This is a genomic window from Parahaemophilus parainfluenzae, from assembly GCF_001055095.1.
Classification (GTDB): domain Bacteria; phylum Pseudomonadota; class Gammaproteobacteria; order Enterobacterales; family Pasteurellaceae; genus Haemophilus_D; species Haemophilus_D parainfluenzae_Z.
The window spans coordinates 16858-30950 of sequence record NZ_JVHG01000011.1 but is presented as its reverse complement, the minus strand read 5'-3'; the positions used below and the strand labels follow the sequence as shown (position 1 = coordinate 30950).

At 39.9% G+C, this 14093-nt stretch carries 12 protein-coding genes and 1 tRNA gene; 5 read left to right on the top strand and 8 right to left on the bottom strand.

Annotated elements, in window-relative coordinates; translation table 11 throughout:
• Window positions 1-21: 21 nt before the first annotated feature.
• On the top strand, window positions 22-603 hold the full coding sequence (priC, locus tag ADA56_RS03105) for a primosomal replication protein PriC (protein ID WP_049369170.1): 582 nt from the start codon (window positions 22-24) through the stop codon (window positions 601-603).
• A gap of 68 nt (window positions 604-671) precedes the next feature.
• On the opposite strand, the gene ADA56_RS03100 is transcribed toward priC, so the two are convergent.
• Window positions 672-761, bottom strand: a tRNA-Ser gene (locus ADA56_RS03100).
• Between the two features lie 155 nt (window positions 762-916).
• Window positions 917-3730 carry a ribonuclease E gene (gene rne / locus ADA56_RS03095; protein ID WP_049369168.1) on the bottom strand — a complete coding sequence of 938 codons (2814 nt, stop codon included), beginning with the start codon at window positions 3728-3730 and terminating at the stop codon, window positions 917-919.
• Between the two features lie 426 nt (window positions 3731-4156).
• Here rne and rluC point away from each other — a divergent pair, with 426 nt between their 5' ends.
• The 3 genes from rluC (at window position 4157) to hflX (ending at window position 6873) form a co-directional block, all read left to right on the top strand.
• Window positions 4157-5137, top strand: coding sequence for a 23S rRNA pseudouridine(955/2504/2580) synthase RluC (rluC, locus tag ADA56_RS03090; protein WP_049369166.1), 981 nt, complete (start codon window positions 4157-4159; stop codon window positions 5135-5137).
• Between the two features lie 86 nt (window positions 5138-5223).
• Window positions 5224-5508, top strand: a complete 285-nt coding sequence (gene hfq, locus ADA56_RS03085) for an RNA chaperone Hfq (protein ID WP_005697164.1) — start codon at window positions 5224-5226, stop codon at window positions 5506-5508.
• 9 nt (window positions 5509-5517) lie between these two features.
• Window positions 5518-6873 carry a ribosome rescue GTPase HflX gene (gene hflX, locus ADA56_RS03080; protein ID WP_049369164.1) on the top strand — a complete coding sequence of 452 codons (1356 nt, stop codon included), beginning with the start codon at window positions 5518-5520 and terminating at the stop codon, window positions 6871-6873.
• Here hflX and ADA56_RS03075 read toward each other — a convergent pair.
• The 6 genes from ADA56_RS03075 to mepM form a co-directional block, all read right to left on the bottom strand.
• Window positions 6863-7813: a sigma 54-interacting transcriptional regulator gene (locus tag ADA56_RS03075; RefSeq protein ID WP_049369159.1), complete on the bottom strand. Its 951-nt coding sequence runs from the start codon at window positions 7811-7813 to the stop codon at window positions 6863-6865. The genes hflX and ADA56_RS03075 overlap by 11 nt on opposite strands.
• A 119-nt stretch (window positions 7814-7932) precedes the next feature.
• The gene (locus tag ADA56_RS03070; RefSeq protein ID WP_049369158.1) at window positions 7933-8841 is read right to left on the bottom strand and encodes a siderophore ABC transporter substrate-binding protein; all 909 of its coding nucleotides are present in this window, start codon (window positions 8839-8841) and stop codon (window positions 7933-7935) included.
• 14 nt (window positions 8842-8855) lie between these two features.
• Window positions 8856-9617: an ABC transporter ATP-binding protein gene (locus ADA56_RS03065; protein WP_049369157.1), complete on the bottom strand. Its 762-nt coding sequence runs from the start codon at window positions 9615-9617 to the stop codon at window positions 8856-8858.
• Entirely contained in the window at window positions 9608-10567 is a 960-nt protein-coding gene (locus ADA56_RS03060) for an iron chelate uptake ABC transporter family permease subunit (protein ID WP_049369156.1), read from the bottom strand. The genes ADA56_RS03065 and ADA56_RS03060 overlap by 10 nt, the downstream gene beginning before the upstream one ends.
• Window positions 10560-11513, bottom strand: a complete 954-nt coding sequence (locus ADA56_RS03055) for an ABC transporter permease (RefSeq protein ID WP_049369155.1) — start codon at window positions 11511-11513, stop codon at window positions 10560-10562. The genes ADA56_RS03060 and ADA56_RS03055 overlap by 8 nt, the downstream gene beginning before the upstream one ends.
• A 134-nt stretch (window positions 11514-11647) precedes the next feature.
• Window positions 11648-13123, bottom strand: a complete 1476-nt coding sequence (mepM, locus tag ADA56_RS03050) for a murein DD-endopeptidase MepM (RefSeq protein WP_049369154.1) — start codon at window positions 13121-13123, stop codon at window positions 11648-11650.
• Window positions 13124-13301: 178 nt separating this feature from the next.
• Here mepM and znuC point away from each other — a divergent pair, with 178 nt between their 5' ends.
• The gene (gene znuC / locus ADA56_RS03045; protein ID WP_049369153.1) at window positions 13302-14093 is read left to right on the top strand and encodes a zinc ABC transporter ATP-binding protein ZnuC; all 792 of its coding nucleotides are present in this window, start codon (window positions 13302-13304) and stop codon (window positions 14091-14093) included.

The following is a 14093-nucleotide window of genomic DNA, read 5'->3' as shown; positions in this document are numbered from 1 at the left end:
ACATTATGCGGGGATTTTTTTATGTCTATTCAATCATTACTCAATGCGCTCGAGCAAAAAGTACAGCAACTGACTCAAGCCTATCAAACTGACTCTGATAAAAAAATCAACGCGAAATTTAACCGCACTTTATTTACCGAAGATTTTGAAACCGTCGGTTTTTATCTCAAAGAAATCCAACAAAGCTTAACTAAGCTATGTAAAATTACTCATCAAAATGAAGAACAAATTGTATTTATGGCAGAACATCTTTTAGGGCAATGTACCGCCTTGACCGAAGCCATGAATCGCAAGCATAAAAAGCCCATTCAGCCGAAAATAGCAGAGCCACAAGTTGCAAGTAGTAAATCACAACATAGCATTCATCGTCTCCCTCCTAGAGAGCGTCTAGAAAAGTATTATGAAGCCTTGCAGCAACTCACGGAAAAATACGAAGAAGCTAAAGCACAAGCGGATACGGCACAAACAGATATTCAACGAGATATGCATAAGCAAACTGCGGCAATTTATTTAACGCGCCGTCAAAAATGTTTAGAGGCGATTGAGACCTTAGAAGAATACCTTGCCTTTAAAGAAGCCCAAGAAAGTGCGGTCAAAAAATAAGATATTTTTTAATAGACTGAAAAGCAAAAATCCCTAAATCTTTCGACTTAGGGATTTTTTGAATTTGATGGCGGAGGAAGTGAGATTCGAACTCACGGAGGGCGTAAACCCTCGCCGGTTTTCAAGACCGGTGCCTTCAACCACTCGACCATTCCTCCGTGATTTAAGCGAGGTGAATAATACGTTTTTTCCCCCATCCCGTCAAGCAAGAAAATAAAAAAATTATCTGACTGACTACTTTTAAATCACTATGTTTTAAAAATACACAAAATAAAAAACGGAACCTACTGGCTCCGTCTTTATGATTAAGATATTACTCTGATTTCGCTTGTGTCGCTTCAGAATAAATATGACTAATTGCACTATGATGGCCTGCGGCGCCTTTACCGTTAAAGTAATAGCGAGACTCCGTCCATTCTACAATTGGGAATGGTTTAGACTCTTCATCTGGTGCTTTAGCTAATGTCATCGCTGCTTTAGTGTGTTGTACCGCTGAAATGGTACCTGCACGACCAGTGAACACATAAGAGCGAACAAACTCTGTTTTCTCTTGTGGTTCAACTTCTGTCGTTGCAACTTTAGCAACAGGTTCTGATTTATGATGCAAGCGTTCTAATGATTCTTGCACTTTCTGTTGAACAGCTTCATTTGCCGGTTGAGTAATGAAATCTAACGCTGGTTGTGCTTCAACTGATTTCTCTTCCACGACAATACCTGTTGCTGGCGTAATCACACCTTTTTTCGTTTTTTCTTGCTCAAGCAATTCATCCACCGATAAGAAATTATTTTCTTTCGGTGCATTCACAGCAGAATAATCGATGCATACTTTACCGCTTGCTAATTCAGGCGAAGCAACTGCCGCAAATAATGGCATTGGTGACTTCACTTCATTACGACGACGGCGTTGATTATTCGATGTACGTAAATGACGTGGAGTACGACGCTGACGTTCTTGACGTGGTTTATCTTCAGCATTATCAGCAACATTGTTTTCAACTACTTCATTTTGAACAGTCTCAACAACTGGTACTTCAACCGCTTCAATAGCATTCTCATTTACGTTATTTACATTGTCATCAATACGAACACGTTTACGTAAATCACGACGTTGACGACGCTCTGCTACTGGTTTTTCTGCTTTTTCTTCTTGACGATTATCATCAGAAACATTAGCGAAATTAACCGCACTTTCAGATGTCACTTCTTCATTCGCGTTACGGCGATTGCGACGATTATTCACACGCTCGCGAGTTGGACGCGCATTTTCTTCATCTGTATTTTTCGCATTATCGTTATTTTCGTTATTGCGAGAACGACGATTATTACGACGATCTTGATTACGACGATTATTACGGTTGTTGTTACGATTGTTGCGGTTGTTTTGGTTTTTCTCTTCTTCTTTTGGTTCAGAAGAAAATAAACCTTTAATTGCGGCAACAATTTTTGCAAACAATGACGGTTCTTCTGATTTACGCTCAACTGGTGCTGGTGCAGCCGTTGGAATCGATAGAGATACTGCTGCACTTTCCATTACTTGCTCAGAGGTCACTGCTGCAGTTTCGATATTGCGAGAAACAAGAGACTCTTCAGGTACGAAAGCATCTTCTTGTGTTTCATGGAATTTTGCTAAGTTGTAGCTTAATTCATTAAGTTCTTCACCTTCACGTACGCGGAACACACTGAAGTGCGGGGTTTCCATCGCTTCATTTGGTACTACAATAATCTCTACATCATGGCGTTTTTCGATGCTGCTTACTGCTTTACGTTTTTCGTTAAGTAAGTAAGACGCAATTTGTACAGGCACGATAGTGTGTACTTGTTTGGTATTTTCTTTTAACGCTTCTTCTTCGATTAAACGTAAGATTGAAAGTGATAAGCTTTCGTTATCACGCACTTTACCTGTACCTTGACAGCGTGGGCAAACATGGTGAGAAGACTCACCTAATGATGGACTTAAACGCTGACGTGACATTTCCAACAAGCCGAAGCGAGAAATACGGCTAATTTGAATACGCGCACGGTCTTGACGCACGGCATCACGGATACGGTTTTCTACTTCACGTTGGTGACGAACTGGTGTCATATCAATGAAATCGATGACCACTAACCCACCTAAGTCACGTAAACGTAATTGACGAGCAATTTCATCTGCGGCTTCAAGATTCGTATTTAATGCGGTTTCTTCAATGTCACCACCACGCGTTGAACGCGCCGAGTTGATATCGATCGCCGTTAACGCTTCTGTCACATCAATGACAATCGAACCACCAGAAGGTAAACGCACTTCACGTTGGAAGGCGGATTCAATTTGTGACTCAATTTGATAGTGACTAAATAACGGCACTTCACCTTGATACAATTTCACACGATTGATGAAATCTGGACGTACAAGTTTGATGTGCGCTTTCGCTTTTTCAAATACTTTCGGGCTATCAATTAAGATCTCACCGATATCACGACGCAAGTAATCACGGATCGCACGAACGATCACATCACTTTCTTGGTGAATTAAGAACGGCGCCGGACGGCTTTGTGAAGCTTGTTTAATCGCTTCCCAATGATGTAATAGTACTTTCAAGTCCCATTGTAATTCTTCTGGTGATTTACCCACACCCGCTGTACGCACGATAAGGCCAACGCCTTCTGGTACATCTAAAGAACTCAATGCTTCTTTTAATTCGATACGTTCATCGCCTTCAATACGGCGAGAGATACCACCTGCACGCGGATTGTTTGGCATAATCACCAAATAACTACCGGCAAGGGAAACAAAAGTGGTTAAGGCTGCGCCTTTATTGCCGCGTTCTTCTTTGTTCACCTGAACGATCACTTCTTGGCCTTCAGTCAAAATATCACGGATATTTGGACGACCTTGGAACACATAATCAGCAGGGAAATACTCGCGGGCAATTTCTTTTAAAGGAAGGAAGCCATGGCGCTCTGCACCATAATCCACAAAGGCAGCTTCTAAACTCGGCTCTACGCGAGTGATTTTTCCTTTGTAAATATTGGCTTTTTTCTGTTCATGACCCGGACTTTCAATATCCAAGTCGAATAAACGCTGGCCATCGACCAACGCAACGCGCAACTCTTCTTTTTGAGTCGCATTGATTAACATTCTTTTCATTGTCAATTTCTCGTTTGAATTATCTAAAATACCTTGAAAATTAACCGCACTTTACAGATTGACTGACCTTAGCCATCGACCTCGTGTTTCTCGCGAACAGTCAATCTCACGACTGTGTGTTGCTGGGTGCATTGATAGCATACTCAATTGTTATCTAAGACAATTTTCGTAAAACAATGCGGTGTGTTAATTACGCATTGCAAGGAAGCGTTAACCTTCAAGAAAAATATGTTGATTATCAATGTCTTATGCCATTCGCCGCATTGAGTTTTGACCAACATACAAAATCGCTTTCTAAATGCCAAATTTTAGGCGCAGAAAGACGCTCTATTATCCACATTCAGGGCTAAATTAGCAAGGCATTCTTGCTATTATCACCAGGGATATTGTGATATGATTCAGCCCAATTTTTAAAGGACAGATTCAATGACTGAAAAACAAGAAAAAATCATCAATCAATCCGTCAAAATGCTCACCGCTTCTGAGGATGAAGCAGGACAACGCATTGATAATTATTTATTGGCAAAATTAAAAGGTGTGCCAAAAAGTTTGATTTATCGCATTCTGCGTAAAGGCGAAGTTCGTGTGAACAAAGGACGAATCAAACCTGAATATAAATTGCAAAATGGTGATGTGGTGCGTGTGCCACCAGTTCGTGTTTCTGAAAAAAATACCGCGCCGATTTCTAAAAACTTGAATAAAGTCGCTTCCCTTGAAAGCCATATTATTTTTGAAGATGATTGTTTATTAGTATTGAACAAACCTTCTGGCATTGCGGTTCATGGCGGGAGCGGCTTGAATTTTGGTGTGATTGAAGCCTTGCGTACATTACGTCCTGAAGCCCGTTTTTTGGAATTGGTTCATCGTTTAGACAGAGATACATCAGGTATCTTGTTAGTAGCGAAGAAACGCTCTGCCTTACGCAACTTACACGAACAACTTCGTGTTAAAACGGTACAAAAAGATTATCTCGCACTCGTGCGTGGACAATGGCAATCTCATGTAAAAGTCGTACAAGCGCCTTTATTAAAAAATGAGCTGGCCAGTGGTGAACGCATCGTTAAAGTCAGTGAGCAAGGTAAACCTTCAGAAACGCGATTTGCCATTGAAGAACGCTATCAAAATGCGACCTTAGTAAAAGCGTCGCCTGTAACGGGAAGAACCCATCAGATCCGAGTTCATACTCAATATGCAGGTCACCCAATCGCGCTGGATGATAAATACGGTGATAAAGAATTCGATAAATATATGCAAGATCTCGGACTCAATCGTTTGTTTTTACATGCATTTTCCATTCGATTTGAACATCCTAAAACGGGCGAAACATTACGTTTCAATGCACAACTAGATGAAAAAATGAAAACAATTCTGAAAAAACTGCGTGAAAGCAAAGAGATAAACCCATAGACAAGAAAAATGTTTATTGCTATATTTGGTGATGGAGACAACTCGTTTCTATCATTAATTAACATATAACAACAAAGGATAGCAAAATGGCAAAAGGACAATCATTACAAGATCCTTATTTGAATGCGTTACGCCGTGAACGTATTCCTGTTTCGATTTATCTCGTTAATGGGATTAAATTACAGGGTCAAATCGAATCATTCGACCAATTCGTGATTTTATTAAAAAACACGGTTAATCAAATGGTGTACAAACACGCAATTTCGACTGTGGTTCCAGCACGTTCTGTTTCTCACCACAATAATAATGGCGGTCATCATGCAGCACAAACTTCTGATGCTGTAGCAGAAGTAGAAACACAAGCAGAATAATTCTGTTCAATGAACGATTTCATCAGTTTAAGTGCGGTTGAAAATTCACCTGAAATTTCAACCGCACTTTCGTCATCTAAAACAGTCGACAATAGCCAATCGACAAAAGATAAAGCTGTCGTCGTACATGTTTTCTTTTCTCAAAATAAAAACATTGAAGATCTACAAGAATTCCAACTTTTAGCGGAATCTGCCAATGTTGAGATTTTACAAATCATCACCACAAGCCGAGCTACGCCACAAGCAAAATATTTTATCGGTGAAGGAAAAGCACAAGAAATTGCGGATGCAGTGAAAGCCTTAGATGCCGATGTTGTTTTGGTGAATCATCAATTAACCCCTGCACAAACCCGTAATTTAGAAAGTATCTGCCAATGCCACGTAGTGGATCGCACTGGGGTGATTTTAGATATCTTTGCCCAACGAGCCCGCTCGCACGAAGGGAAATTGCAAGTTGAATTAGCTCAACTTAAGCATTTATCCACTCGATTAGTTCGCCGAAAAACCGGCTTAGATCAGCAAAAAGGAGCGGTAGGATTGCGTGGCCCTGGCGAAACGCAGTTAGAAACAGATCGCCGTTTAATCAAAGTTCGAATTGCGCAGTTGCAAAATCGTTTGGCGAAAGTCGAAAAACAACGCAACCAAAATCGCCAAACCCGACAAAAAGCAGATATTCCGACCATTTCTTTAGTGGGTTATACCAATGCGGGGAAATCAACACTATTCAATTTCATCACGCAAGCCAATGTCTATGCGGCGGATCAGCTTTTTGCTACCCTCGATCCCACATTAAGACGTTTACAAATTCAAGATGTTGGTACGGCCATTCTCGCCGATACCGTTGGTTTCGTTCGCCAACTTCCCCATGATTTAGTTTCCGCTTTTAAATCTACGTTGCAAGAAACGGTAGAAGCCAGTTTGTTATTGCACGTCATTGATGCAGCAGACGCTCGAAAGATCGAAAATATTGAAGCCGTGAATTTAGTGTTGGAAGAAATTAAGGCTGATAAAGTGCCTGCATTGTTGGTGTATAACAAAATTGATTTATTGGAAAATGTGGCGCCTCATATTGAATATGATGACGAGAATAAGCCCGTTGCCGTTTACCTTTCAGCACATTCAGGTGAGGGATTAGATCTACTACTTGAAGCCATTAAAGTGCGGTTGAAAAACGAGATACTTTCTTTCACCCTCACACTGCTCCCACAAGAGGGCAAAATCCGCCACGCACTCTATCAATTAGACAGCATTCGTCACGAACAAATTTCGGATGAAGGTGAATTTATCCTCAATGTACAAATTGATAAAGTCGAATGGCTTAAACTTTGTAAACAATTCCCTAAACTGTCAGAAATTATTTACTAATACCGTATTGTTTTAATTTATTGGCGATCGCCGTGTGTGATACGCCTAATCGTTGCGCCAATTTTCGCGTACTTGGATACTGGGCATAAAAAGCGCGGAGTACACTCGCCTCATATTGTCCCATGATCTCATCTAGTGTTTGCTCACCAAAATCATCCGCAGAAATGACCGCACTTTGTACAGGTTTTAAATTTAAACTTTCAATATCAAGCTGGTTATTCTTCGCTAAGGAACAGGCGCGATACAAGACATTGTAAAGCTCTCTCACATTACCTTGCCAAGGCTGACCTTTCAAATAATTTAGAAAATCAGCATCATATTGCGGCATTGAAATCTTAAGCTGCGTGCTAATTTCTTGTAAAAAACCGTCCGTTAAAGGCTGAATATCTTCTACTCGTTCACGCAGTGGTGGCACATTTAGCGCTAAAACATTTAAGCGATGGAATAAATCACTGCGTAATTTCCCTTGTTCTAACAGTTTTTCCATCGGTTCTTGTGAAGTACAAATCACTCGAACATTTGCATGATGTTCTTTTTCTTCCCCCACTCGACGGAAAGAACCATCCGTTAAAAAACGCAATAATTTTGCCTGTAAACTTAATGAAAGCTCAGCAATGCCATCCAGCAACACCGTGCCTTCGTTAGCATATTCAAAAAAACCGATGGTTTCACTGTCACCCACTTTACGTCCAAACATTTCGCTTTCCGCATCTTCATCCGGCAGGCCTGCACAGTTTACTGCAATGAATTTTTTCTCACGGCGCAAGCTTACAAAATGACAAGCTTTGGCTAATAAGTCTTTACCCGTGCCCGTTTCACCCTGAATTAAAAGCGGCACATCAAACATCGCAAAATGTTGTGCATTTTCGACCGCACTTTTCATGGAAAAGCTTTGAGTGACAAAGCAAGAAAAAGGATCTTGTGGATTAAATGTCAGCATAAAATAAGCTCTGTTTTATTAAATGATGCCGATATGATAGGAAGTTTATTGATATGTGTAAAGATTAATTTACATATAAAAAGGGCAATCCTTGACTGCCCTTTTAGATGATTTTTGTATTATTTTTTCACTGCACGATCAAGTTCTTGTGCGATGATTTCCATACTTTCTAAACCACCAAACGCAAGATACCAATTGGCTGCATCAAGATACACAATGTGTCCATCTTTATACGCTTTGGTTTGTTTGATGATATCGTTATCCAACACTTTTTGTGCATTGTTGGCTTTTTCTGTAATCGCCGCAGTACGATCCACGACAAGTAAAAAGTCTGGATTTTTTTCTAAGATATATTCAAAACCAACACTTTGGCCGTGCGTAGACGATTTGATACTGTCATCAATCGGTTTAAAACCAAATTTTTGATACACCATACCATAACGAGAACCGTCACCAAAGGCACTGATTTTACTTTCATTAACCAATACCAATAATGCTGTTTTGCCTTTCGCATCTTTGGCGACTTGGTCAACCTTACTTTCTAATGCTGAAAGTTTTTCTTTCGCAACATTTTCTTTACCAAAGATCTGACCAAGTGCGGTCACATTTTGTTGAAAACTCGGGTAGTAATTGTTGTAATCATTTTCAACATTAAATACTGGTGCAATTTCTTTAAATTTGTCGATCATTTTTTCTTGACGTTTAGACGCGATGATCAAATCCGGATTGAGTTCGTTAATTTGCTCCAATGATTGTTCTTTCAAATCACCGACATTCTTATATTTTTTGTCTGCAAATTCTGAAAGATAGCTTGGAATTTTTCCACTTTGTGGGAAGCCCACGATTTTATCTTGCACACCTAATGCACGAAGTGTGTCTGCTGCACCGAAATCAAGCACAATGACACGCTGTGGATTTTGTGGCACAACCTGCTTTCCAGCGGCATTTTCAACGGTAATATCTGCAGCTTGTGCAATACCGGCAAATGCAAAGAGTGAAAGTGCTAAAGTTGATAATGTTTTTTTCATGAAGATTTCCTTATTTATCTAAAATAAACGGCAATTTTATGGTTGTCGATATCCTGAATAGGTATCGCCATATCGTAAATATCTTGTAGCACGGGCGATTGCATAATGTGGTTAACTTCCCCTTGGTGCACTAATTTTCCATTTTTCATGGCAACAATGTAGTCTGAGTAACAAGAGGCGAAATTAATATCATGAATCACAATCACCACGGTTTTGTTGAGTTCTGTCGCTAATTTACGCAAAACTTGCATGATCTGCACAGAATGTTTCATATCCAGATTATTTAATGGTTCATCCAACAAAATATAATCCGTATCTTGTGCAAGTGTCATCGCAATATAAGCGCGTTGTCGCTGCCCACCACTTAAATTATCGATATATTGATGACGAATATCATCTAAATTCATATAAGCAATGGCATTATCAATAAAAGTGCGGTCAGTTTGGGTTAAGTTTCCTTTGCTATAAGGAAAACGCCCAAAAGCGACTAAATCTTCAATGGTTAGACGCAAATTAATGTTGTTAGTTTGCTTTAAAATCGCAAGTTGTTTCGCAATATCGCTACTTTTCTTACGATTGAGCAATTCACCGTTGAGATAGATCTCGCCACTATCAGCATTCAACAAACGGCTCATAATAGACAGCACCGTACTCTTCCCCGCGCCATTCGGCCCGATAAAAGACGTAATTTTCCCCGTAGGAATGGTAACGGACACATTATCCACCACCTTTTTGCTTCCGTAACTTTTCGTAATATTGCGAATTTCTATTGCCATTTTTTGTTTGCTCTTAATAACAAATAAATAAAGTACACACCGCCGACAAAATTAACGATGATGCTTAATGTCGTGCGGAACGTAAAAATATGGGTCACTAATAATTGCCCTAAAACCAAGGTAATGATGGAAATTAACATTGCGGCAGGAATGAGTACCTTATGACGATAATCACGAACAAATTCAAAGGTCACGTTCATCACTAATAACCCAAGGAACGTAAGTGGGCCAACAAGTGCGGTCGACACTGACGTTAAAATTGCCACGAGAATTAACAGGACTTTTAAGGTCTTTTGATAATCGATACCTAAGTTAATGGCATTTTCTCGCCCTAACGCCAACACATCAAAGCAATGCCAATATTTTAAACTGAAAACAATCGTCGTCACTAAAATGGCTAATGCGACCCACAAGATTTTAGTATTGATTCGGTTGAAACTTGCAAAGCCAATATCTTGTGCGATCTGAAATTCATTTGGATCAATCAACACTTCCATAAAGGTCGTTAAGCTACCAAAGAAGGTGCCGAAAATAATCCCGACAAGCAACAAGAAGAAAATATTTTGGTTTTCTTTCTTAAACAGGAAGTGATAAAGCACTAATGAAAACGCCATCATTAATCCCGTACACAAGACAAACAATGCAATCGAATTCATAGAAAGCAATGTGCTTGAACCGAAAAGGAAAATAATCGCCGTTTGAATCAGTAAATACAGCGAATCTAAACCTAAAATACTCGGCGTGAGAATTCGGTTATTCACAACCGTTTGGAAAATCATTGTAGCAAGTGCAATTGCCGCGCCTGTAATCACAATCGCAATTAAGGATAAGGCACGATTTTCCAAGGCATATTGCCAACGGTTTGGTAAGTTGTAGCCTAAATAGAGTGCAAGAGAAACAATGGCTAACAACGACAATACAATCAGTTGAGAAGAAGATTTCTTAGCCATTTCTATACCGTTTTAATAATAAAAACAAGAAGATACCACTGCCAAATACGCCAACTACGGCATTAATGGAAATCTCATAAGGATAAATCACACTTCGACCTAAAATATCGCAGAATAAAACAAATACGGCACCCAACAAGGCGGTATGAGATAACACTTTCTTCAAGTTATCCCCTAAATAAAGCGTGACGATATTCGGAATAATTAACCCCAAGAAAGGGATCACGCCAACAGACACGATAATAATCGAAGAGACCACTGCCACAATGAGCAATCCGAGATAAAGTACCTGGTTGTAATTTAGACCTAGATTAACCGCAAAATCTTTCCCCATCCCGACAATAGAAAAACGATGCGCAAATAAATAAGCCACAATGAGTGTAGGAATACTGAAATACAACAATTCATAGCGACCAGACATCACAAGAGAAAAGTCCCCTTGTAGCCACCCGGATAAGTTTTGCAATAGATCTTCTTTATAAGCGATAAAGGCGGTAATTGAACTGATGATATTACCGAACATAATCCCCACTAAAGGCACAAAAATCGTGTCCTTGAATTTCAAACGGGACAGAATCGTCATAAATAATAATGTGCCAAGGAAAGACACGATGACCGCAATGGCGGTTTTTAACAACATTGAAGCTGTTGGGAAAAACAGCATGGCCATTAAAATCCCTAATCTTGCACTATCCATGGTGCCCGCAGTGGTGGGAGAAACAAATCGGTTTCGACTGAGTTGCTGCATCACTAAACCACAAATACTTAGGGATGCGCCAGCAATTAAGATACTAATTAAACGAGGCACGCGACTAATTAAAAAGATCTGCCATTGATTACCTTCAAAATTCAGTAACCCTTGCAAATTAACGGTACTTACCCCGAGAAAAAGTGAAATAAAGGAAAGCACGATCAACAGAAAAATCAGATAACGTCTCTTAATCATAAAAATGAGAATAATTCTAAAATGCAAAGAGAATAGCATATTGAGGAAAAAGAGAAAAGATGAAGTGCGGTCAGTTTTCAGCTAATTTTTTAGGCCTATAAAAAATGCGGTCAAATTTGACCGCATTTTATTCACTATAATTTTAATGTTCTTTCAACTTCTTTCGCTCGGACTAAGAATTGCTTACGCTCTGCAGTTGCCATACCGCTGCTGGTACCTGGTAATTTCACCGTAAGCGGGTTCACCGCTCGCTCATTGATATGAAACTCGTAGTGCAAGTGAGGCCCCGTTGAAATACCCGTATTCCCTGTTAATGCAATACGTTCCCCTTTCTTCACAGCTTGCCCTGCTCGAACTAAAGCACGACTTAAATGCATATACACCGTTTGATATTCACGACCATGACGTATCACAACATAACGTCCTGCACCACCGGCTTGGTAAGCCACTTTTTCCACCACACCTTCTGCTGGCGCAATAACTGGTGTACCTGGTGCGACAGCAAAGTCTACCCCTTTATGTGGGCGAACACGTCCCGTTACTGGATGGCGGCGATTTGGGTTAAATGGTGACGAAATACGTGCTTGGCGTTGTAATGGATAACGCGCAAAGCCTTTACCAAGAGTTTCACCTTGCTTATCGTAGTAACGACCATTCGCCGCTTGAATACCATAATAACTCTTACCATCGGCTATAATATGAATCGCTTCAACGTTACCTTGCCCCGTTAATTTATCGCCTAAATATTCGCGAGACACTAAAATCGCAAATTTAGTCCCTTTACTGAGTTTTTGGAGACTCACCTGCCACTGTAACGCAGAACTTAATTGGCTGATTTGACGACCATCCAAACCTAAATCACGTAAACTTGAAGCAAAGGATCCGTTAATCGTGCCTTTTAGCACTTCTTTCTTCCAGATACTTTTCTTCTCTAGAATTTGGCGTTTAAACTTACCGTCTTCCGTGCGTTCATAAATACGTTCTTCTTTTTCAGACACCAACCAGTTTAAATACTCCAGCTGATCTTCTTTATCTAAAATCCAATAGAACTGCTGACCGGCGCGTAAGTTTTTTAATTCAGGATATTCGGCAATTAAATTTTTCGCCGTATCATCTTCTAAACCAGAAAGCTCTAACACGTCTTTTAAAGAGTCGCCACGCACCACGGTATGACTAAATTGATCGGTAATACGCAATGCCTGATCAGCTACATCTAAAATGCCACTGAGCGCATCTTGTGCATCTTTTGGCAAATCAGTTAGCTCATCAAACTGTGGTTTAATTTCATCTACTTCATCATCTTTGGCTTGAAGATCATCATCGTAAGAAGTCGCATCTTCCGTATTCGCATTCTGCTTAGTTTCAGGATGTTCGCCTGCTTGAGTTTGTTGCTTATCTGATTCTGTTTTTTCAGGTGTAAGGGATTGATATTGAACGTTATCCACCATCTCTGGCTCAAGATTACTTTGCAAAGAAGGATCATAATCAGCGGTATCTTTAAAAGCGAGGAAAATACCCGTTAAAATAAGCAAAAGTGCGGCAAAAAAAATCGCCGCTTTTATACGGGATTTTCGTTTCCGTCGATCTCTAGCTAATTTAACGTGTTGCAAAATAGATACCTTTAAAATGAATAAAAAGCTTTTCGCTCTTCAGACTACAAACTCTAAAAAAAATTCATTTTACCCTAAAAATGTCAAATCTTATGCCTAAATATTAGGCATAGTCAGAATTTCTTGAGAAAAACAAGGAAATGAGCTATTTTAGTGAGCCATTTTTAAAGGGGGGATTATGCAGATTCACGCCATTCAACCAGCCCAACCAACACCATTAATTACGCTGAAAAATATCAATGTGGTCTTTGAACAAAAGACAGCATTACGGGATATTAATTTCAGCATTTATCCTAATTCAATTATCACCATTGTAGGCCCAAATGGTGGGGGGAAATCGACCCTCTTGAAAACCTTATTAAAATTACAACCGCCGACATCCGGTGAGGTGATTTATAGCACCAATGTCAGAATTGGCTATGTCCCACAAAAAATTCACCTCGATCACAGCTTACCAATGACGGTTGAGCGTTTTCTGGCACTCAAAAAAGGTGTTAAAACGCAAGAAATATCAACCGCACTTGAGCAACTCTCTATCACTCATTTGAGAAAAAATAATATGCAAAAACTCTCAGGTGGGGAAATGCAACGCGTGTTATTAGCTCGTGCGATTTTGAACAAACCCAATTTACTGGTGCTAGATGAACCAACTCAAGGGGTCGATATTAATGGTCAAGCTGAACTTTATCAGCTGATTCACCGTACTCAACAAGCCTTAAATTGTGCGGTTTTAATGGTTTCCCATGATTTGCATATCGTGATGGCGGACAGTAAAGAAGTGTTGTGCATCAATCAACATATTCGCTGTGCCGGCACACCCGAAAGTTTATCGAATGATCCAACATTTATACGCCTTTGGGGCAACCAAATCTCACAAAATGTGGGCTTTTATACGCACCATCATAATCATCATAATATGCACGGTGATGTTTGTAGTTGCAGTGCCAATCCATCTGAATGCCAACAATAA

Excerpts from the sequence above, each read along its gene's own strand:
- priC (WP_049369170.1), top strand. The coding sequence starts at position 22 with ATGTCTATTCAATCATTACTCAATGCGCTCGAGCAAAAAGTACAGCAA.
- ADA56_RS03065 (WP_049369157.1), bottom strand. The coding sequence starts at position 9,617 with ATGGCAATAGAAATTCGCAATATTACGAAAAGTTACGGAAGCAAAAAG.
- hfq (WP_005697164.1), top strand. The coding sequence starts at position 5,224 with ATGGCAAAAGGACAATCATTACAAGATCCTTATTTGAATGCGTTACGC.
- rne (WP_049369168.1), bottom strand. The coding sequence starts at position 3,730 with ATGAAAAGAATGTTAATCAATGCGACTCAAAAAGAAGAGTTGCGCGTT.
- ADA56_RS03060 (WP_049369156.1), bottom strand. The coding sequence starts at position 10,567 with ATGGCTAAGAAATCTTCTTCTCAACTGATTGTATTGTCGTTGTTAGCC.
- ADA56_RS03070 (WP_049369158.1), bottom strand. The coding sequence starts at position 8,841 with ATGAAAAAAACATTATCAACTTTAGCACTTTCACTCTTTGCATTTGCC.
- ADA56_RS03075 (WP_049369159.1), bottom strand. The coding sequence starts at position 7,813 with ATGCTGACATTTAATCCACAAGATCCTTTTTCTTGCTTTGTCACTCAA.
- hflX (WP_049369164.1), top strand. The coding sequence starts at position 5,518 with ATGAACGATTTCATCAGTTTAAGTGCGGTTGAAAATTCACCTGAAATT.
- rluC (WP_049369166.1), top strand. The coding sequence starts at position 4,157 with ATGACTGAAAAACAAGAAAAAATCATCAATCAATCCGTCAAAATGCTC.
- znuC (WP_049369153.1), top strand. The coding sequence starts at position 13,302 with ATGCAGATTCACGCCATTCAACCAGCCCAACCAACACCATTAATTACG.
- ADA56_RS03055 (WP_049369155.1), bottom strand. The coding sequence starts at position 11,513 with ATGATTAAGAGACGTTATCTGATTTTTCTGTTGATCGTGCTTTCCTTT.